Consider the following 20,950-nt stretch of genomic DNA (forward strand, 5'->3'; position numbering starts at 1 on the left):
AAAGCCGCGCCGGCAAACAAAAACAGCCATGAGGTCACCAAGCCCCTCATGGCCGCCAAGCACGGTTCGAAGCGCCGGTCGCCGCCTCGAACCGCTCAACCCACTCCCTCAATTCCCCACATACCCCACCGGCGTCGTCACATTCGCCTGCATCGCCGACGCGTTCGCCGACACCACATAAAGCGGCGATTCGGTCAGCGTCAGCGACACCTGCCCGTTGCTATAAGGCACGCTCGCCGCATTGCCCATCGCATCGAGCACCGTCACGCTGCCGCTCGTGCCCGGCGAGTCGACCGTCAGGCTGTACTGCGTGCTGTATGACGCGCTGTAGCCGCCGCTCTGGCTCCAGTTGGCGTTGTTGTGCGTCCACAGCGCGGTGACGATCTTGCCGCCGTTCAGGCGCTGGAACGCATACGCATAGACGCCCGTCGGCACGTTCTTCACATAGCCGAGCGTATTGGTGCCGTCGATGATGCGCGTCATCGCGGCGACTTCCATCGCGGCCGGTTTCGGGCTGATGTTGCTCGAGCCGTAGCCGCCCTGCGCGTCGGCGAGGTCGAAGAAGATGCCGTAGCCCGGCGGCGAGACAGGCGGATCGGCCATGTAGAACACGTAGGTCATGTTCGCGCCTTCGCCGAGCAGGATCAGGTGCGAGCGCGCGATCACCGCGCCGTGCGCGTAGAGCTCGTTCTGCGTCGGGTAGCTCGCGCCGTACGACGTGCCGGAGTCGTAGCTGATGCCGGTTTCCGTCACGAACAGCTTCGAGGCCGGCTTCAGGTACGAATTCATCGCGCTGCGCAGCTCGCGCATCGAGGCGGGCAGCGCATTGGCGGCGTTGGCCGGGTCGGGATCGGTCGCGAGACGCTCGGGCGGATGCGACGGGTAGGTGCCCGCGTCGTAGTAGCCGTGGATCGTCAGGCCGTCGAGGTACTGCGCGAGGCCGAGCGGCGCGTACGTCTGGAGCCATTGCGTGTTGGTGCGCACGAGCGAATCGGTCACGCCCATCACCACGGCGTTCGGGTCGGTCGAGTGAATCCCGTTGTAGACCGACTGATACATCGAGACGAAGTTGGCCTGCGTGTCGTGCCATTGCGTCGGCCCGCCCCCGTCCGGCTCCCACGTCACCTGGTAGTAGTTCTTCGACTGGTTCGGGAAGTACGCCGCGCGGATCGCGGCGGAGTCCGTGCCGACGCGGCTCATGTAGCTCTGCATCGCGGACTCCGAGCTCGGCGCATAGCCTTCGGTGTACGCGCCCGTCGGGCTCGCCCAGCCGGGGATGCCGTCGACCTGGATCAGCCGCATGATGTCGCCCTTCTGGAAGTACGACGCGAGCGTGTTGGCGCCGGGCACGAAGGTGTTCGCGCCGTTCGGCTCCTCGAGGTACCAGTTGCGGTTGTCGTTCGCCCACGCGAGGCCGAGATCCGTGTACAGCGGCCGGTAGCCGTCGGTGCCGCCGGCCGGCAGGAAGGCCGTGCCCTGGCCGCCGAAGCGGTGCTGGTCCTGGTGGGCGTAGCTCACGGCGGGCAGGGTGCCCGAGACGTCGGGCAGCACGCCGAACGTCGCGATGCCCTGCGGGCGCGTGCCTATCGATTGCAACTGGCCGCCTTCGTTGGCGAGCGTCGCGGAGATCGCGAAGTAGCCGGACATCGACGACTTGCACGGGACCGTCACCGTCTGCGCGCCGCTATTGACCGGAATCGAGCCGCTCGCGCGCACGACGTTCCAGTCGTCGGTCACTTGCCAGTTGAGCGTGTCGCTTTGCGTGGCCTGCGTCGTGAACGCGATGTTGAAGCCGTTGTTGACCGCGAACATGCGCGTGCCGTCGCTGCCCGGGGTGTCGGCTTGGATCGGCGTGCTCGAGGCCGCGGCGCTCGCCGCCGCGGAGGGCGTGCCGCAAGTCAGGGTCTGGCCGCCGGCGGCGACCACCGCCGCGCCGGGCGCGCTCGACGAGCCGGACAGCCCGTTCGCGCTATTGGCGGCGCCGCTGACGCTGCCCGAACCGCCGCCCCCGCCGCCGCACGCGGCCAGCGCGACCGCCGAGGCGAACAGCAGCGCGCCGGTGCGGTGCGCGCGAACTGCACGGCCGACGGGGTTCGCGTCCGGGTCCTTTGGAAAAGGAAGAATTGGGTTGTTCATCGCATGTTGTGTGTTCGGGTGCGAGGCAAAACCTCGCACTGCGCATCGCGACAACGACGATGCGCGCATCGCCCGTAGGCGACGGTGAATGGGACTGGCGTATGCCAAAGCGAGATATCCGGCGCGGCAGGCGGTGCCGTGATGCGCCGAAGCAACAGAAGAGACGAGCGAAGGATAGGGCGGGCGGCTGTAATCTTCAGACGACACCCTGATTCCGGTCGAATCGCAGGGCGAGAGACTACAGGGCTTCGGAAAAAGACGGGAGCGTTGAATCTAGTTTCTTTCCGCAACTTTCATGACGGATCTGAACGGGACGGCGCAAAGCCTGTGCCTGACTGGGGTTGCGGGGAGGGCGGGAGGCGCGTTCCATTTTTTCCGGTAGCAAATTTCCGACAATTTTTTCCGAGGTGTCCGAATTTTTTTCGCGCTGGCCGTGAGGCCCGCCGCTCAGAAAGCCTTACAGATCTGGCGCCAATTGATTGTCAGCGCGGGAGTTTCGGTCTTGGAACGTTTTGGCAAACATCTGAATTACCAATTGAACAGGGGAATGGGTGCTGCTATTTACTGATTGTGCTGCGCTGCATCATCCATGGCTTTAAAAGGGGGCGCACGATTTGGCGTATTTCCGCCAATTCTTCACATGAATTCGTGAAAAATCGGCATTGATGCTATCAAAAGGTGGATCCCAGTTAATAGGATGTTCTGAAATCGGAAAATGAATCAGATTGGAAACATCGGTGGCCAATTTCGATGGATCATCTGTAATACAAAAGACAATTATCGGAATTCGATTCATTTGGGGTCGGCGTAGACGAGTGTTCGACCTGCGATTCAATGTGGGCTGAGCAACACTCGCTTTTATCGTTCGGGTTTACCTTGCATTCATCAACTGCTGTATTGGCGACCACGCATGAGCAGTTGCCGGGCAATTGCCCGGCCGGAAGCAGCAATCGCTCCCGAGGCATCGGGCTCGATGCGGACTCAGGGAGCAGGTCCTTCCGGCATGAGGCTCGCGAGGCGGTCGGTATCACCGGGGATCCCCTCGCGTTCTGAATATTTCGCGTTTTCATTCGTTTTAGCTTGGGCACGCGATATCAACAACGACTCGACTCCTGTTGGCGGCCGGGTCTCGTATGAATAATAAGCGGTAATCAAAAAGGGGGTCGGCTGCCGTATCGGGTCGATCGGTCTTGGCATCTTTTTTGCCGAGTTTGCTTGGCGATTTTTGGCTAATTACTGCACGAATTTTGCGTCATAGAACTGGAATTGTCCGATTTGTCTGGCTTATGCGCCCGGAGAAATAAGCGTTTGCCAAAATCGGATCGGGATGTGCGGAGTTAATCCGCCAACATCTCGCTGATTTCCGTCAGCGGGTCGGCAAACGACATTCCCGCTAACTATGATGCACTGCAAATAGATTGCTAGATCGGCCAATAGCGTTTTCAACAATCGAGGGGAAGGCCATGCCTTATGCGAGTATCGAGCCCGCACTAATGGGCTGGTTACATGCTTCAAACAAAAGCACGAAGTGTGTGACGCGCCGGATCGCAATCCTGCTCTTTGACGGCTTCTCTCTTTTGGGAGCGGGTCTCGTCGCCGAAGTCTTCCATGTCGCCAATGAGCTCGCGTCGGCAGGCGCGAACGACGACTGGGTCTATGACGTGTGCTTTCTCTCCGCCGAAGGCGGCAATGTGACCTGCTCGTCGTCCGTGCGGGTCTGGACCGACGGGCTCGATGCGCGTCACTACATGGGGTTCGACGCACTTTTCGTTGCCGGCGGCAAGGGCGCGCGTGCCGCGTCCAACGACGAACGGCTGATCGGCTGGCTGCGCCGCGTCCACACCAAGACGACCACCGTGCGCTCGATCGCCGAAGGCTGCGTGCTGCTCGACGCGGCCGGCATCGGCAGCCACGAGATGCAGCGGCATTTCGGCTCCTACATGATCCACGCGGGCCATGAAGAGCACGCGGCCGATACGGGCGATCGTCTCGAATCGATGAAAAGCGCCCTCACGATGGTCAAGCGCGATCTCGGTCTCGACGTCGCGCGCGGGGTGGCCGAGCGGCTGATGCCGGGTTCGAGCGCGCGGCTCGTGCCGCTGCTTGGAGACGCCGGCGCGGCCAGCGCGGGCGACAAGATCCGAGCCGCTGCACGCTGGCTGCAGGACAACTGCGAACGGCCGATTTCGATCGCCGATGCCGCCCAGGTGGCGGCCATGAGCGAGCGCAACTTCCTGCGCCGCTTCAAGCTGGAGCTGGGCATCACGCCCTCGGACTATCTGTTGCAGGCGCGCCTTGCGATCACCTGCAGTCTTTTGACCGACTCCGAATTGCCCGTCGACAAGATCGCGAGACGCAGCGGCATGGGCAACGGCGACCGGCTCGCGAAGATCTTTCGCAAGCGAATGATGATTTCGCCCACGGAGTTCCGCATTCAAAGCCGCCGCGAAGCGGGCGGCTGACACCTCCATCCCGTCTTTCGCGGCGCGTTCGCGATGAATGCGCCTGAGCGGTTTCCGGCGAGCGAGGGCCGCGATACGTCGATTGCCGCTCGGCATGGCGCCGGGCGCGTTCTCAGGCGGGCGGGATGCAAGAGATGCACGAACCAGGGAGTAACGACATGGCGTTTTACGAACAACAGCACGACAGCGGAGGTCAGGGACAGGCGGCGGCGCCCGTGGCGGGCGAGACGGCCGCGGCGAACGCTTTCACGCCGTGCACGCGGGTCTTGCCGGTCGTGCTGGCGGGCGGCTCGGGCACGCGGCTGTGGCCGATGTCGCGCGAGCACTATCCGAAGCAATTGATCGACGTGATCGGCTCGGATTCGCTGCTGCAGGCCACCGTGCGGCGCATGGAAGGCTTTCCCGAGGGCTGGCAGGTGGCGGCCTCGCCGATGATCGTATGCGGCGACGAGCACCGCTTCGTGATCGCCGAGCAACTGAAAGCAAGCGGCGTGGAGGCGCGCCTGATCGTCGAGCCCGCGCGGCGCGACACGGCGCCCGCATTGACGCTGGCCGCGGCGCTCGCGTGCGCCGCCGGCGACGACGCGATTCTCGTCGCAATGCCGTCCGATCATTCGATCGCCGACGTGCCGGCGTTGCAGCGCGCGATCGAGATCGCGGCGCACCACGCGGAACGCGGCGCGATCGCGACGCTCGGCGTGCCGCCGACGCGCCCCGACACCGGCTTCGGCTACATCCGCATCGGCGCCGCGCTCGACGACGGCGCGCACCTGATCGACCGTTTCGTCGAGAAGCCGGCTGCCGAACTGGCCGCGCAATACGTCGCCGCGGGCACGTACTGGTGGAACAGCGGGATCTTCATCGTGCGCGCATCGGTGTGGCTCGACGCGCTGCAGCGCCTGCAGCCCGACATGCACGCCGCCTGCCTCGCGGCAATCGTCGAAGGAGAAGCGGACGGCAAGCTATTCAAGCCCGCTGCGCAAGCGTTCACGCACGCACCGTCCGATTCGATCGACTACGCGGTCATGGAGCGCCTGGGCAGCGCCGATGCGCCCTGCGCGGGCGTGGTCGTGCCGCTCGTCGCGGGCTGGTCCGATCTCGGCTCCTGGGACGCGGTCTGGGATGCGCTCGAGAAGGACGATTGCGGCAACGTCGCGCGCGGACGCGTCGTGTTCGAAGGCGCGACCTCGACCTACGCGCATTCGGACGGCCGGCTCGTCGCGTGCGTGGGTACGACGAATGTCGTCGTCGTCGAGACCGCGGATGCGGTGCTCGTCGCCGACCGCTCGCATGTTCAGGATGTCAAAGGGCTCGTCGCGCGCATCAAGGCGCAGCACGCGCCCGAGGCCGACACCCACCGCAAGGTGCGCCGCCCCTGGGGTTTCTACGATTCGATCGACCACGGCGAACGCTTCCAGGTGAAGCGCATCGTCGTCACGCCCGGCGCGCGCCTCTCGCTGCAATTGCATCACCACCGCGCCGAGCACTGGGTCGTGGTGCGCGGCACGGCGCTCGTCACGCGCGGCGAGGAGCAGTTCTTGCTGAGTGAAAACGAGTCCACCTTCATTCCGCTCGGCACGCGTCACCGCCTCGAAAACCCGGGGAAGGTGCCGCTCGAAATCATCGAAGTGCAGTCGGGCGCTTACCTGGGGGAAGACGACATTGTGCGTTTCGAAGACACGTATGGACGTTGCGGCAAGCAGGAATCCGCCAAGTCTTAGCCGTGCGCGGCCGGGCAGGGCAGTTCGGTTGAACCGCTCAAGCAGTGAATGACGTAAGTAGCGGGGTAATAACATGCGTGACTTGCAAAGTTTGTTGGCGCGGATCGCGGACGTAGCGCTGATCCTGACAGGCGCCGCCATCGCTTCGCAGATCCGTTTCGCGGAGTGGGAGCCGAGCGGGTTCTTCGCCGCGTTCGTGATTTTCTCGGCGGCGTTCGCGCTGGTGCTGTTTCCGGTGTTCGGCGTCTATGAGTCGTGGCGCGGCCGCTCGAAGCTCGTGTTGGCCGGCCAGGTGTCGCTCGCGTTCCTGGTCGTGCAGGCGTGCGCGATGATGGCGATGTTCTCGGTGCGCCAGATCGATCTGGTCTCGCGCCTGTGGTTCGCGTACTGGACCGCGATGGCGGGCGGCCTTCTGATCTCGTACCGGCTCGTCGCGCATGCCGTGCTCGCGCGCTTGCGCAACGCCGGCCTGAACCTGCACCAGGTGGCGATCGTCGGCTGCGGCGCGCATTGCGATGCGATCCTGCGCCGCATCGAGCGCGCGCCGGCCACCGGCTTTCGCGCGACGGCGGTCTACAACACGCATCCGGAACAGCGCCTGCCGGGCAACCCGCGTGTGAACACGTTCGACGACCTCGAAGCGTTCGCGGGCTACATCCGCGGCAACGACGTGCATGAATTGTGGCTCGCGCTGCCGCTCTCCGAGGAGCGGATCATCTTCCGGCTCGTCAGCGAGTTCCGCAACGACCTCGTCAACATCCGCTTCATGCCGGACGTGCGCAGCATCGCGCTGTTCGACAACAGCGGCGTGATCGACCTGATCGGCGTGCCCGCGATCAACCTCGTGGCCTCGCCGCTGTCACCCGCGGCGCTCTTCAAGAAGGATCTGTTCGACCGCGTGTTCGCGCTGGCCGCGCTGATCGGCCTCGCGCCCCTGCTCATCGCGATTGCGATCGTCGTGAAGCTCTCCTCGCGCGGACCCGTGTTCTTCAAGCAGAAGAGGAAGGGCGCGGACGGCCGCGTCTTCACGATCTACAAGTTCCGTTCGATGCGCCTGCACACCGAGCAGGCGGGCGTGGTCAAGCAGGCCACGCGCAACGATCCGCGCATCACCAAGGTCGGCGCGTTCCTGCGCCGCACGAGCCTCGACGAGCTGCCGCAGTTCTACAACGTGCTGCGCGGCGACATGTCGGTGGTGGGGCCGCGGCCTCATGCGCTCGAGCACGACGATCTCTACCAAAAGGTGGTTGCAGGGTACATCCACCGCTATCGCATCAAACCCGGCATCACCGGCTGGGCGCAAATCAACGGGTATCGGGGCGAAACCGACCGCATCGAAAAAATGGAGCGGCGTGTCGCCCACGATTTGTACTACCTGGGGAACTGGTCGTTTGGGCTCGACATGCGGATCATCGCGGCGACCATCGTCAAGGGCTTGGTGCACAGCAACGCGTATTGACGCGCTCGCGTGAGCCAAATGAAGCACCTAACAAGCTAACAAGAGCAGGTAGGAGGAACGGACCATGAGCTTCTTGAATATGCAGAGCCGCATGCTGATGTCGATGACGATCGCCGCTGTCCTGTCGGCATGCTCGATGGTGCCGGGGCAGCGGATGATTACGCCGCCGACGGTCGCGCAAAGCGGCGGCGAATACAGCGCGGAGAAGGAGCAGGGCGTGCCGGTGCCGATCGCCGACATCAATCTCAACTTGATCCACCAGCTGAAGGCGAGCTCGACGCAGCAGGTCTCGACGGAAACGCAGACGCTGTTTGGCAAGAGCGGCCCCTACCAGATCGGCCCTGGCGACGTGCTGCAGATCACCGTGTGGGATCACCCCGAGCTCGCGGCGGCGCTCGGCCAGCCGAACGCGTCGACGGCCACGAGCGATGCGATACCGGGCTTCCTCGTCGACGAGCAGGGCAATATCCAGTTCCCCTACGCGGGCTCCGTGCACGTAGCCGGCGAGAACGTCGCGCAGATCCAGCGCACGATCGTTTCGCGCATCAGCAAGGTCTACAAGAGCCCCGAGGTGACTGTGCGGGTGGCGTCGTTCCGCTCGGGCACCATCTATGTGGACGGCGAAGTGCGCCTGCCCGGCGCGCTGACGGTGAACGACATTCCGATGACGCTCTCGCAGGCCGTCGGCCGCGCGGGCGGCTATACGGGCAACGCGGACCAGAGCCAGGTGGAGCTCGTGCGCGGCGACAAGACCTATCCGCTGAACATCGCGGAGATGATCCGCAGCGGGCACAACCCGAACGAGATCGTGCTGAAGAACGGCGACCTCGTGCGCGTGAGCTCGCGCGACGAGCACGGCGTCTACCTGATGGGCGAGGTCAACAAGCCGGCCACCATCATGCCGATGCGCAACGGCACGCTGACGCTCGCCGAAGCGCTCTCGCAGGCGGGCAGCCTGAACCCGAACACGGCCGAAGCCAAGCAGCTGTTCGTGATTCGCGACTCGACCGGCGACAACCCGCAGATCTATCACCTGGACGCGACTTCGCCCGTTTCGATGGTGCTCGCGAACCAGTTCTATCTACAGCCTAAAGATGTCGTCTACGTCGACAACGGCGCGCTCGTGAAATTCAACCGTGTGCTGAACCTGTTCCTGCCGGCGATCAACGCCGGGCTGACGGCAGCCATCGTGACGAAGTGACCACGAGCACCGCGTGAAATGGGAACGGCCCCCAAGCGAACTGCGTCCGCTTCCCCCCGAGGGGGACGTCAGTCAGCTTGGGGCGGCCCGGCGCCGACTGACGTGACGAAATGGGAGTAAGTGACTGACATGGCTATGAACTTCGACAACCGCTACACCGACGTGGCGGCCGGCGACGAGTTGCGGCTTGCCGACTACTTGCAGGCCATCGCGGCGAGCTGGCGCGCGATCCTGTTCATCACGCTCGCGGTGCTGACGCTGGGGCTCGCCTACGCGTTTCTCGCGCCGGCCGTGTACAAGGCCGACGTGATGATCCAGGTCGAGGACTCGAACAACGACAACAACAATAACAACAACCGTCAGCAGATCGAGCCGCTCGCCGGCATGTTCGCGACCAAGGCGACCACGGCCGCCGAGATCGAGCTGTTGAAGTCGCGGCTCGTCACCGAGGAGACGGTCAGGCGGCTTCATCTCGACATCTCGGCCTCGCCGAAGTCTCTGCCGGTGGTGGGCGGGCTCGTCGGCGACCTCGTGAACGGCAAGTGGGGCTTCTCGCTGCCGCCGTTCATGAACCTCGCCGGCTACGCGTGGGGCAACGAGACGATCGAGGTGTCGCGCTTCGATACGCCGAGCGAGATGTACGGCAAGACCTTTTCGCTCACGGCGGGGCCTAACGGCGCCTTCACGCTGAACGACCCCGACGGCATCGCGATCGCGAGCGGCAAGATCGGCCAGGACGTGAGCGGCACGACCGCCTCGGGACCCGTGACGCTGCATGTCGACAAGCTCTCCGGCCGGCCCGGCACGCTATTCCAACTGCAGCGCGCGTCCACGCTCGATACGGTGCAGCGCCTGCAGAAGGCGCTCATCGTCGCCGAGATGACGCTGCAGTCGGGCATCATCAGCGTGAGCCTCGAGGGCAGCGATCCGAAGCTCACCGCCGACATCGTCAACAACATCGCCCGCCAGTTCATCCAGCAGGACGTCGACCGGCGCTCCGCCGAAGCCGAGCACACGCTCGCCTTCCTCGACCAGCAACTGCCGCAGCTGCGCAAGGAGCTCGACGACGCCGAGCAGCGCTACAACACGTTCCGCAACAACCACGGCACCGTCGACCTCTCCGAAGAAAGCCGGCTGCTCCTGCAGCAGATCGTCGCGAACAAGACCAAGCTCGTCGACCTCCAGCAGCAGCGCGCCGAGCTCTCGCAGCGCTTCACGGCGAGCCACCCGGCCGTGGCCGCGCTCGATGCGCAGATCGCCGAGCTGCAAGGCGCGCAAGGCCAGATGACGAAGAACGTCGCGACGCTGCCCGATACCGAGCAGACCGCGCTGCGCCTGTTGCGCGACGTGCGCGTCGATACCGAGCTCTATACGAACCTGCTCAACAGCGCGCAGCAGCTGCGCATCGTGAAGGCGGGGCAGGTCGGCAACGTGCGCGTGGTCGATTTCGCCGAGGCCGCCGACAAGCCGGTGTGGCCGAAGCGCTTCCTCGTCGTGATCTTCAGCCTCGGCACGGGCCTCTTCATCGGCATCGTGGTGGCGTTCATCCGCAAGTCGCTCTATGGCGGCGTCGAGCGTCCGGACGAGATCGAGAACGCGATCGGCGTGCCGGTGTTCGCGGTGGTGCCGCGCAGCGGCCAGCAGATGCGCCTGCAGCAGAACGTGACGATGCGCCGCCAGGGCTTGCACGTGCTCGCCGCGCAGGCGCCGCAGGACGTCGCGGTGGAGGGCGTGCGCAGCCTGCGCACCTCGCTGCAGCTCTCGCTCGACCATGCGCGCAACAACATCGTGATGGTGACGGGCTCGCGCCCCGATGCGGGCAAGTCGTTCCTGTCGGTCAATCTCGCGGCGCTCGTCGCGTCGGCGGGCAAGCGCGTGCTCGTGATCGATGGCGACATGCGGCGCGGCGAAGTCCATTCGCACTTCGGCGTGCGCCATCAGCCGGGCCTCTCCGACGTGCTGCGCGGCGCCGATGCCGAGCCCGTGATCCAGCACGAGGTGCTGCCGGGCCTCGACGTGCTGACCAAGGGCTCGCTGCCGACGCATCCGTCCGAGCTGCTGATGAGCGACCGCTTCCGCGAAATGCTCGACGACCTCTCGCGCCGCTACGACCTCGTGATCGTCGATACGCCGCCGGTGCTCGCCGTGACGGACTCGACGGTAATCGGCAAGCACGCGGGCACGACGCTGCTCGTGGTGCGGCACGGGCGGCACCCGATCGGCGAGATCAGCGAGACCGCCAAGCGCCTGCAGGCGGGCGGCGTGAACCTGAAGGGCGTGCTCTTGACCGACGTGCCGCAGGCGACGCCGCTGATCGGCGGCGCGTATCGCGGCGGCTACTACGGATACGACAGCATCGCAGAGCAATAAGCGGGACTTGACTGTGCCGGGGCGGCGGGGGCGCAGCCCGCGCCCGGCTTGTTTGATTACCTGGGGGAAGCAAGATGAATCGAAAGGTCGCTTTGATTACCGGCATCACCGGGCAGGACGGCTCGTATCTCGCCGAACTTCTGCTCGACAAAGGCTATGAAGTACACGGCATCAAACGCCGCACGTCGCTGTTCAACACCGACCGGATCGATCACCTGTATCACGATCCGCACGAGCCGGACCAGCGGCTCTTTTTGCATCACGGCGACCTGACCGACTCGACGAGCATGCTGCGCATCATCCAGCGCGTCGAGCCCGACGAGATCTACAACCTCGCCGCGCAAAGCCACGTGGCGGTGTCGTTCGAGGAGCCCGAGTACACGGCCAACGCCGACGGGCTCGGTGCGCTGCGTATCCTCGAGGCGATCCGCATCCTCGGCATGGAGAAGAAGACGCGCTTCTACCAGGCGTCGACTTCCGAGCTCTACGGGCTCGTGCAGGAAGTGCCGCAGCGCGAGACGACGCCGTTCTATCCGAGGAGCCCCTACGCGGTCGCGAAGCTGTTCGCCTACTGGACCACCGTCAACTATCGCGAGGCCTACGGGATCTACGCGTGCAACGGGATCCTCTTCAACCACGAATCGCCCGTGCGCGGCGAGACCTTCGTCACCCGCAAGATCACGCGCGCGATCGCGCGCATCGCCGCGGGCCTGCAGGATGATCTCTACCTCGGCAACCTGTCCGCGCTGCGCGACTGGGGCCATGCGCGCGACTACGTCGAGATGCAATGGCTGATGCTGCAGCAGGAGCAGCCGGACGACTTCGTGATCGCCACCGGCGTGCAGTACAGCGTGCGCGAGTTCGTGCAGTACGCGGCGGCCGAGCTGGGCGTGACGATCCGCTTCGAGGGCAGCGGCGTCGACGAGGTCGGCATCGTCGAGAAGGTGGAAAGCCGCGAAATCCGCATGATGCCGGGGCAGGTGATCGTGCGCGTCGATCCGCGCTACTTCCGCCCGACCGAGGTCGAGACGCTGCTCGGCGATCCCTCCAAGGCGCATGCGAAGCTCGGCTGGCAGCCGCGCACGCCGTTCATCTCGCTCGTCAAGGAGATGGTGCGCGCCGACTATCAGATCGCGCGGCGCGATGCGCTCGTGACCCTCGCCGGCTTCACGGCGCTCGAACATCACGAGTGAGAGTGAGCGCCATGGACAAGAACGCACGCATCTATATCGCCGGCCATCGCGGCATGGTGGGCTCCGCGCTCGCGCGGCAGCTCGCGGCGCACGGCTATCGGCAGCTCGTCACGCGCACGCATGCCGAGCTGGATCTCACCAATCAGGCCGCAGTGGAACGCTTCTTCGAAGCAGAGAAGCCGCAAGTGGTGCTGCTCGCGGCGGCGCGCGTCGGCGGCATCTTCGCGAACGCCTCGCAGCCCGCTTCGTTCATCTACGAGAACCTCGCGATCGAGACCAACGTGATCCACGCGGCGTATCGCGCGGGTGTCGAGCGGCTCGTGTTCTTCGGCTCGTCATGCATCTACCCGAAGGCGTGTCCGCAGCCGATCCGCGAGGAGTACCTGCTGACCTCTGCGCTCGAGCCGACCAACGACGCCTACGCGATCGCCAAGATCGCGGGCCTCAAGCTCTGCGAGTCGTACAACAAGCAGTACGGGACGAAGTACGTCGCGCTGATGCCGACCAACCTCTACGGCCCGAACGACAACTACGACCTGAAGAGCAGCCACGTGCTGCCCGCGCTGATCCGCAAGGCGCACGAGGCCAAGGTGAACGGCGACGCCACGCTGACGGTATGGGGCACGGGCGCGCCGCGCCGCGAGTTCCTGCACGTGGACGACCTCGCCGCGGCGACGCGCTTCATTCTCGAGCGCGACGTCATGGAGGGGCTCTTCAACGTCGGGGTGGGCACGGATCTCTCGATACGCGAGCTCGCGCAGTGCGTGCAGCGCATCGTCGGTTTCGCAGGCGAGATCGTCTTCGACACCTCGAAACCGGACGGCACGCCGCAAAAGCTGCTCGACGTGTCGCGTCTGCGCGAGATGGGCTGGCATGCGCAGATCGGACTTGAGGATGGCATCAGGCAAACATACCAGGACTATGCGGCGGCTCGCGGCGCGCAGGCTGCCCGTCAGCCGGCGCATGCGTGAGGGCCGACACTTGGGGGATCAATGGACATGACAGCTTCGGTCACGATTTTTCACAACGTCGTGTGGTCGCGCCACAAAGGGGTCGTATTTTCGGCTTTGCACAACATGTCGGCCCAGGGCGCGATCAAGTACTCGATGGTGCAGATCGCCGACACCGAGATCTACCGGATCGGCTTCTCCGAGGTCGATTATTCGTACCATCGCTATCCGATGCACAAGCTCTTCGACGGTTGCTACGAAGACGTGCCGACCTGGAAGCTCATCACGCGCCTCACCTGGGAGGTGCTCAGGACGAAGTCCGACCTGATCGTGCTGCCGGGCTATCACCGGCCCGAGTACTGGGCGATGCTTGCGGCCTGCATCTTGACCGGCAAGCGGCGCGCGGTGTTCTGCGACTCGACGGGCCGCGATAGGCCGCGCAAGCTCGTCACGTCGATTCCGAAGCGCGTGTTCTTTTCGCTCTGCCACGGCTATTTCGGCTTCGGCGAGCGCAGCCGCGACTACCTGATGTCGCTCGGCGCGAAGCGCGAGAAGATCTTCATTCCCTGCCAGGCCGCCGCGATGCCGCGCTCGTTCGATCCCGAGCGCGCGCTCGGCGAGCGCGTGCACTATCGCAGCGGGGGGAAGCCCGTATTCCTGTTTGTCGGCCGCCTCTCGGAAGAGAAGGGCGTCGGCACGCTGCTCGAGGCGTTCGCGGGCATTCGCGGGAGGCTGCCGGGCGCCACGCTGCGCATCGTCGGCACCGGGCCGATGGGCGACGCGCTCAAGGCGAAGGTGGCCGGGCTTGGGCTCTCCGACTCCGTGCATTTCGCCGGCAGCCTGCAGGACGAGCCGCTCTCGGTCGAGTACTTCAGCGCGACCTGCCTCGTGCTGCCGAGCCTGAGCGAACCGTGGGGGCTCGTCGTGAACGAGGCGTTGAGCCACGGCTGCCCCGCCGTGGTCAGCGACAGCTGCGGCTGCGTGCCCGAACTGATCGTCGAAGGGGAGAGCGGCTATGCGTTCGTCCCCGGCGATGTCGCCGGCTTGCAGCGCACGCTCCTGAAAGCGACCGAGGCGTTCGCCGATGCCGCCGGCACGGCCAGGCGCTGCATGTCGGTCATTCAGCGCTTCGATCCGCCTTCGGCTGCGGCGAGCATCGCACGCGGCTGCGCCATGATGCTGGTGGACTGATTGAAGATCCTGATCTACGGGCTCAACTACGCGCCCGAACTCACCGGCATCGGCAAGTACACGGCCGAGATGGCCGAGGCGCTCGCGCTGCTAGGGCATGAGGTGCGCGTGGTTTGCGCGCCGCCTTACTACCCGGAGTGGCGGGTCGCGCCCGGGCATTCGGCCGCGCGCTACTGCACCGAGGTCAGGCGCGGCGTGCGCATCTGGCGCGCGCCGCTGTGGGTTCCCGCGCAGCCGAGCGGCGCGACGCGCATGGTTCACCTGGCGTCGTTCGCGCTTTCCTCGCTGCCGCTCCTGCTGCGTCAGGCGCTCTGGCGTCCCGAGGTGGTGATGACGATCGCGCCGGCGCTGATGTGCGCGCCGGCCGCCGCCGCGCTCGCGCGCGTTACCGGCGCGAAGAGCTGGCTGCATGTGCAGGATTTCGAAGTCGATGCGGCCTTCAACCTCGGCTTGCTCAGGAGCGAGAGGGCGGCGCGCATCGCGCATGCCGTCGAGCGCGCGCTCATGCGCCGCTTCGATGTGGTGTCGTCGATCTCGGCGCGCATGGTCGAGCGCGCGCAGCGTCTCGGTGTCGAGACGGGCAGGCTGTTCTCGCTGCCGAACTGGGTCGACACGAACGTGATCTATCCGCTACACGGCGCGAACGGCTACCGGCGCGAGCTCGAGATTCCGGACGGCAACCGCGTCGTGCTGTACTCCGGCAACATGGGCTCGAAGCAGGGCCTCGAGCTGTTGGCGGCGGCCGCGGCGCGGCTCGTCGAGCGCACCGACCTGAGCTTCGTGTTCTGCGGCAACGGCGCGACCAAGGCCGAATTGATGCGGCGCTGCGAAGGCCTGCCGAACTGCCGGTTCCTGCCGGTGCAGCCGGCCGAGCGTCTCAACGAACTGCTCAATCTCGCGGACATCCACGTCTTGCCGCAGCGCGGCGACGCGGCCGATCTCGTGATGCCGTCGAAACTGACCGGCATGCTGGCGAGCGGCGGGGCGATCATCGCGATGGCGCGGCCGGGAACCGAGCTCCATGCCGCCGTGGAGGGAAGGGGTGTAGTGGTGGAGCCCGAGAACGTCGAGGCGCTTGCGGCGGCGATTGCGGCCCTTGCCGGTGATCCGCTGCGGCGCGCAACGCTGGGCGCGGCGGCGCGCCGCTATGCGGAAGAGACGCTCGCGCCCGCGGCCGTGTTCAGCCGGCTCGATGCGCGGCTCGCGGAGCTCGGGCGCGGCGACGGCGGCGCGCCCCGGCACGCGAGGCCGGTCTCGACGACGGAAAACCGCTCACCACGGTGACTTGTAGACCGGGTGCTGCTTGTCGGGATTGAGGGGATCGGCCGAGCCGCGATAGACGGACTTGGCCGCGTTGGCCGGCGTGCGCGGCTGGGCCTGGGCTTGCTGCGCGCCGGGCTTCCCGGCGGCGAGCGCGTCGGCTGTGCCTTGTTTCGCGCCAGGCTTGGCTTTGTCGCCTCCGCCGCTCATCGGCACGCTTTGCGAGTTGATCAGGTCGGTCTGCTGCGCTCCGTTCGATTCGTTTTCGAACTGCGAGCGGTATGGGTCGCCATAGGGCGCGGGCGCGCCGAGCAACTGGTTTTCGTGGGTGTCGCCGAGCATGCGCGCGGCTGCGGCGCCCATCGCGGCGCCGTTGTCCGTCTCGGTCGGACCGAGCGTTGCGCCGTCGTCGGGCCGTGCGGCTGCCGCATTGTCTTTTGGCGCGGCGTTGGCATTCTGCTGCGCTTGCGCGGCAGGCGGATAAACCGTGAGGAGCAGCGGCGCCAGCGCGAGCAGCAACGCAGCACGCGTGCGCCGGAAATCGTTTCTCATTGACTGCCTCCCTTGTGCAATGCATTTGAATGCTCCCGCAATCGAGCCGCCCCCAGCCGCCAAAACTCCTGCTCATGCGGCCAATGGCGGCGTGTCGCGCAGACGTTGCGTTAGGCACAGAACCATAATCTGCGCGTAACGCAGACATATCGAGCGTCGCGAATGCGAAGACGAACCATGTCTTCCAACGCGAGCCAGAAACGTTCCTGGGGGTTGCAGAGATGGAGCGAATCATCGAACACGGCGAAGTCGGCGGGCAGCATGAACGCCCCATGCCGGAAGCCCGGCGCGAGCCGGCCGCGAAAGTCATCGACCTGAGCCGCGCGGGCAAGGGCAACTACGTCGCGAAGCGCGGCTTTCTGATCGAGGCCGCGTGGTTCGCGATTGAAGCCTGCATCATCAACAACAAGCTCGTGCCGAGCAGCGCGCTGCGCGTCGCGCTCCTGCGCCTGTTCGGCGCGAAGATCGGCACAGGCTGCCGCTTTCCGCATCCGCTGCGCGTGAAGGCGCCGTGGAACCTCGAAGTCGGCGATCACTGCTGGTTCGGCGTCGACGTCTGGATCTACAACCAGGCGCTGATCCGCATCGGCTCGAACGTCTGCATCTCGCAAGGCACGTTTCTGACGGCGGGCTCGCACGATATGAGCACGACGATGGACCTGCACGTCGAGCCCATCGTCATCGAGGACGGGGTCTGGATCACGTCGAAATGCGTCGTGCAGATGGGCGTGACGATCGGACGCTCGGCGGTGGTCACGCCGCTGTCGGTGGTGCATCGGTCGCTTGCGCCTGAAGGGGTGTATGGGGGGAATCCTTGCCGGTTTATTCGGAAGCGGTTTGAGGGGCGATGTCCCTCGTAATGTCTTTCTGAATGGACATTGAACGGTTGCGTTCGGCTGTCCTGACGGTAACCGTTACGGTTGCTGCTTTTGGGACTATTCCTATAGCGTGCTTTGCGGTCATTCGACTACGTTGCTCTCTCCAAAAATAAAAGCTGAAGGAGATGAGCGATGGATAAGCCGAGTCACGCGCGACCGCGGTCTATAGATCAGTTTACGGTCCAACTCGCGGCGCTGCGGCGTGTTCAACGGGAGGCTAAGCGTGCAGCATGCCCGGAGCGCGCCCGATGAGCGCGGCGAAGAGGTTGCGCACACGCACTTTTGGTTCGCAGCCTGAATTGATCCGCATGCGCGACCTGGAGCCGGAAGACGCGTCTTGGGTCTCCGATCCACTCGCTGCGTGGAATGCGATCGAAAGCAAGGCGCGTGCGGCGTTGATGCACAGGAACATCGAGTTCGATTCGGGGCACGTCAGCGGCTACCAGCTTGCCGAGTTCCTGGACGACACGTTTGACACAAGCTGGCGTCGCGCGCCGGTGTATGAGCACGCGATACGGGTCAATCGATTGGAAGCGCTCAGGCATCAGATCGACCGAGGGCGCTGGGTAGTGCTGGGGTGGTGGAAACGCCAACTGGTCGAGTGGATAGAGGATCCCGGGGTGCCGGAAGGCGGACGCTGGCAACTTCGTCCGAGATGGCGAAGTGTGGAAAATGGCAGCGCGCTGGAACGGCACTTGAACGAGGTGTCCCGGCGGCGCTGGCGGGAGACCGTACGAACCAGCACGCCGCTATCGGATGAACCGTTTCGCGCGCAGTTCGACGCGGGCAGCCGTGTATCGACGCCGCTTGGCGACGCGCAACCGTTTGAACTGGGCGAATCGTCCGTTGGCGGGGACGTCATGGACATTGCAGCTCGCGGCGTGGGCGAAGCGCAAGAAGCGGAGTGTTACGCCGAATACGAGGCCCGGCTCGAGTCGTGCAAACTTTATGCAGCCATGTCGAGCGATCCTTATACCTATGTCTCGTGCAAGGCGAACGCCTTCCGGCTATACAACCAATGCAGAGGGTATTGATGACACCAACTCCATCTAAACGTTCGTTCGTCGTGTCTTATGACGAGACGACTGAGAAGCTATCGGTTTGCGCCCTTAAAGATTCCGATCTTGCGCCTTTGCGAGGGAGCGAAGTCGTGGCCGACTGGCCTTTGGCAAGCATCAATTACGAACTCGGCGAAGATGTCGCCCGGCGCTTGGGAATTACAGCGCTTTCTATCCTTGCTCTTTATCATCCATCGCTGAAACCGATGCTGAAGGTTTCGCTGCAAGTCCCTCCGCTTCCCGACGATACCCCTGCCGGGCAGTAATACCGATATCAGGGCCGCTGTTCGGCGGCTCCTCTCTATGTCGGCCGCGAGCAACAGTTGCTCACACGTGTGTCCCCTTTCAAAAAAGACCCGCCGGCAAGCGTTCTATTGACGCGCCGCAAGGCGGCAGGCATCCCGGGTCGGCGCGGACTTGCATCCGCCTTTCGCGCGGATTACCACGCGCTGTGCAACGCGTTCGCCGGATGTGCGGTGCCGCACGCTGTCTTTCCGGCTTGGCTGTCGGCGCAGCGATGTTGGCGGGCGGCGAGGGCGCCGCCGTTCGAAGATTGCATACGAGTGTTTGTTTGTTGGGAGCACGGAATGAGCGCCGCGCGACCACTTGGACGCAACACGTCGGGGGACATGTTGCGCGCGGGACAAACGACGCTGGCTGCGAGACCGCTGGAACGCTGCAAAGCAAAGAAGACGGGAGCATGGGGATATGTTCATAGATACACGCGGGGTCGAGGAGGGCGTCGAGGTCGAGACGACGGTCTGCATCATCGGGGCAGGCGTCGCCGGCATCACCCTCGCGCTCGAAATGAATCGCCTCGGCATCGATACGTGCCTGCTCGAGAGCGGCGGCTACAAATCGGATGACGAAACGCGCGACCTCTATCGCGGCGAGAACGCCGGCCTGCCCTACACGTTCGCCGACGGCAGCCGCAGCCGCTATCTGGGCGGCAGCAGCAATTGCTGGGGCGGCTGGTGCCGGCCGCTCGATCCGTGGGATTTCGACAAGCGCGACTGGGTCGCACACAGCGGCTGGCCGTTCGGCCTCGACGAGCTCGCGCCGTATTACGCGCGCACGCATCGCCTGCTCAAGCTCGGCCCGAACAATTTCGACCCGGCCTACTGGGAGGGCGAGATCGGCCGCGCCGACGTGCGGCGCGTGCCGCTCGTGACCGGCGACGTGCGCGACACCGTTTCGCAGTTCAGCCCGCCGGCGCGCTTCGGCAAGCTCTACCGGCAGGACCTCGAGCGCGCCGCGCAGGTGCGCGTGTTCCTCTACGCGAACGCGACGCACATCGATACCGATGCCGATGCGAAGACGGTCAGGCGCATCCAGGTCGCGACGCTCACGGGCCGGCGCATGACCGTGACCGCGAAGCGCTACGTGCTCGCCACGGGCGGCATCGAGAATGCACGGCTCCTGCTCGCGTCGAACCGCGTGCAGGCGGCGGGGCTCGGCAACGGCAACGACGTCGTCGGGCGCTACTTCGCGGACCATCCGCGGCTCATGTCTGGCAGCGTGCGCTTTCACAAGGCGTGGGCGCGCAACAAGCTCTACGACATCAAATACCACTATCAGAACGCGGCGGTGTCGGCGCACGGCACGTTCATCTCGTCGCAGTTCGCGCTCACGCACGAGGTGCTCGAGCGCGAGCGTCTGCTCAACGCGCGCGTCTGGTTCTTCTCGCTCTTCTACGGCGAAGGCAGCGCGGGCGCGGAGGCGCTGATCCGCTGCAAGCAGGCGCTCCTGAAGAAGGACCAGCCGGGCTGGAAACTGCGCGACGATCTGGCGACGATGGCCGCGCATCCGGTCGATACGGTTGGCTTCGGCTTGACGCGGCTCTTGCAGCCGCGCTCGCTCATCACCGACGTCAAGATGCAGGCGATCGTCGAAGCCGCGCCGAACCGCGACAGCCGCGTGACGCTGTCGGGCGTGCGCGACCGGCTGGGGATGCCGCGCGTGAAGGTCGAGTGGCGACTCGACGAGCTCGTGCAGCGCACCTTCGACCGCACCTTCGCGCTGGTCGCCGAGGCGCTGCGCGCGGGCGGCGTTGCCGAGGTGGCGCTCGATGCGCCGCTGCAGGGACGCGCCTGGTCCGCGGCGCTCGAGGGCACCTGGCATCACATGGGGACCACGCGCATGCACGATTCGCCGAAAGAGGGCGTCGTCGACCGCGATTGCAAGGTGCATGGCATGAGCAACCTGCATATCGCCGGCAGCTCGGTGTTTCCGACCGTCGGCGCCAACTTCCCGACCATCACGATCACGGCGCTCGCGCTGCGGCTCGCTGGGCATCTCGCGCAGGCGCTGGGCAGCCCGGAGGCGGTGATCGCTTCGACCGATGCGCTCGGCGGCGAGTGGCGCGGGCCGGAATCGAAGCCAGTGGAGACGCTGCCGTTCGCGGCTTCCTCGCTCGCGCATGTGGCTGCTGCTGCGCGGGCTGCTAAGGATTGAGGTTTTTGTCGATTGAGGTTTTTGTCGCGGGAACTTTGAATTCGCGGCGGTCCGTATAGTCCGTC

The 20,950-nt window shown here is 65.2% G+C and carries 15 protein-coding genes; 13 read left to right on the forward strand and 2 right to left on the reverse strand.

Annotated features, from left to right (window positions below; all coding sequences use genetic code 11):
- Positions 1-108 precede the first annotated feature (108 nt).
- On the reverse strand, positions 109-2,136 hold the full coding sequence (locus FAZ69_RS07305; RefSeq protein WP_240702134.1) for a hypothetical protein: 2,028 nt from the start codon (positions 2,134-2,136) through the stop codon (positions 109-111).
- Positions 2,137-3,599: 1,463 nt separating this feature from the next.
- Between FAZ69_RS07305 and FAZ69_RS07310 the strand changes: the two genes are divergently transcribed.
- From FAZ69_RS07310 to FAZ69_RS07350, 9 genes are all read left to right on the forward strand, one after another.
- Positions 3,600-4,598 carry a GlxA family transcriptional regulator gene (locus FAZ69_RS07310; protein ID WP_136893277.1) on the forward strand — a complete coding sequence of 333 codons (999 nt, stop codon included), beginning with the start codon at positions 3,600-3,602 and terminating at the stop codon, positions 4,596-4,598.
- A gap of 158 nt (positions 4,599-4,756) precedes the next feature.
- Complete coding sequence (locus FAZ69_RS07315) at positions 4,757-6,319, forward strand: mannose-1-phosphate guanylyltransferase/mannose-6-phosphate isomerase (RefSeq protein WP_136893278.1); 1,563 nt, start codon at positions 4,757-4,759, stop codon at positions 6,317-6,319.
- 73 nt (positions 6,320-6,392) lie between these two features.
- Positions 6,393-7,778, forward strand: coding sequence for an undecaprenyl-phosphate glucose phosphotransferase (locus FAZ69_RS07320; protein ID WP_136893279.1), 1,386 nt, complete (start codon positions 6,393-6,395; stop codon positions 7,776-7,778).
- A 64-nt stretch (positions 7,779-7,842) separates the two neighbouring features.
- Complete coding sequence (locus FAZ69_RS07325; protein WP_136893280.1) at positions 7,843-8,979, forward strand: polysaccharide biosynthesis/export family protein; 1,137 nt, start codon at positions 7,843-7,845, stop codon at positions 8,977-8,979.
- A gap of 129 nt (positions 8,980-9,108) precedes the next feature.
- The gene (locus tag FAZ69_RS07330) at positions 9,109-11,349 is read left to right on the forward strand and encodes a polysaccharide biosynthesis tyrosine autokinase (RefSeq protein WP_136893281.1); all 2,241 of its coding nucleotides are present in this window, start codon (positions 9,109-9,111) and stop codon (positions 11,347-11,349) included.
- A 74-nt stretch (positions 11,350-11,423) separates the two neighbouring features.
- On the forward strand, positions 11,424-12,542 hold the full coding sequence (gene gmd / locus FAZ69_RS07335) for a GDP-mannose 4,6-dehydratase (protein ID WP_136893282.1): 1,119 nt from the start codon (positions 11,424-11,426) through the stop codon (positions 12,540-12,542).
- Between the two features lie 11 nt (positions 12,543-12,553).
- The gene (locus FAZ69_RS07340) at positions 12,554-13,513 is read left to right on the forward strand and encodes a GDP-L-fucose synthase family protein (protein WP_136893283.1); all 960 of its coding nucleotides are present in this window, start codon (positions 12,554-12,556) and stop codon (positions 13,511-13,513) included.
- A gap of 27 nt (positions 13,514-13,540) precedes the next feature.
- Entirely contained in the window at positions 13,541-14,683 is a 1,143-nt protein-coding gene (locus FAZ69_RS07345) for a glycosyltransferase family 4 protein (RefSeq protein ID WP_136893284.1), read from the forward strand.
- Entirely contained in the window at positions 14,684-15,967 is a 1,284-nt protein-coding gene (locus tag FAZ69_RS07350; RefSeq protein ID WP_136893285.1) for a glycosyltransferase WbuB, read from the forward strand.
- On the opposite strand, the gene FAZ69_RS07355 is transcribed toward FAZ69_RS07350, so the two are convergent.
- Positions 15,956-16,495: a hypothetical protein gene (locus FAZ69_RS07355; protein ID WP_136893286.1), complete on the reverse strand. Its 540-nt coding sequence runs from the start codon at positions 16,493-16,495 to the stop codon at positions 15,956-15,958. The two genes, FAZ69_RS07350 and FAZ69_RS07355, sit on opposite strands and share 12 nt — an antisense overlap.
- Before the next feature lie 272 nt (positions 16,496-16,767).
- On the opposite strand from FAZ69_RS07355, the gene FAZ69_RS07360 reads away from it, so the two are divergent.
- The 4 genes from FAZ69_RS07360 (at position 16,768) to FAZ69_RS07375 (ending at position 20,885) form a co-directional block, all read left to right on the forward strand.
- Positions 16,768-17,355, forward strand: a complete 588-nt coding sequence (locus FAZ69_RS07360; protein WP_136893362.1) for a DapH/DapD/GlmU-related protein — start codon at positions 16,768-16,770, stop codon at positions 17,353-17,355.
- Positions 17,356-17,621: 266 nt separating this feature from the next.
- Positions 17,622-18,407 (forward strand): hypothetical protein, encoded by a 786-nt coding sequence (locus FAZ69_RS33795; RefSeq protein ID WP_240702135.1) that lies wholly within the window; start codon positions 17,622-17,624, stop codon positions 18,405-18,407.
- Positions 18,407-18,697, forward strand: a complete 291-nt coding sequence (locus FAZ69_RS07370; protein ID WP_240702143.1) for a hypothetical protein — start codon at positions 18,407-18,409, stop codon at positions 18,695-18,697. The genes FAZ69_RS33795 and FAZ69_RS07370 overlap by 1 nt, the downstream gene beginning before the upstream one ends.
- 442 nt (positions 18,698-19,139) lie before the next feature.
- The gene (locus FAZ69_RS07375; RefSeq protein ID WP_136893288.1) at positions 19,140-20,885 is read left to right on the forward strand and encodes an FAD-dependent oxidoreductase; all 1,746 of its coding nucleotides are present in this window, start codon (positions 19,140-19,142) and stop codon (positions 20,883-20,885) included.
- Positions 20,886-20,950 lie beyond the last annotated feature (65 nt).

Origin of the sequence: Trinickia terrae, assembly GCF_005144415.1 — a bacterium.
GTDB classification, from domain to species: domain Bacteria; phylum Pseudomonadota; class Gammaproteobacteria; order Burkholderiales; family Burkholderiaceae; genus Trinickia_A; species Trinickia_A terrae.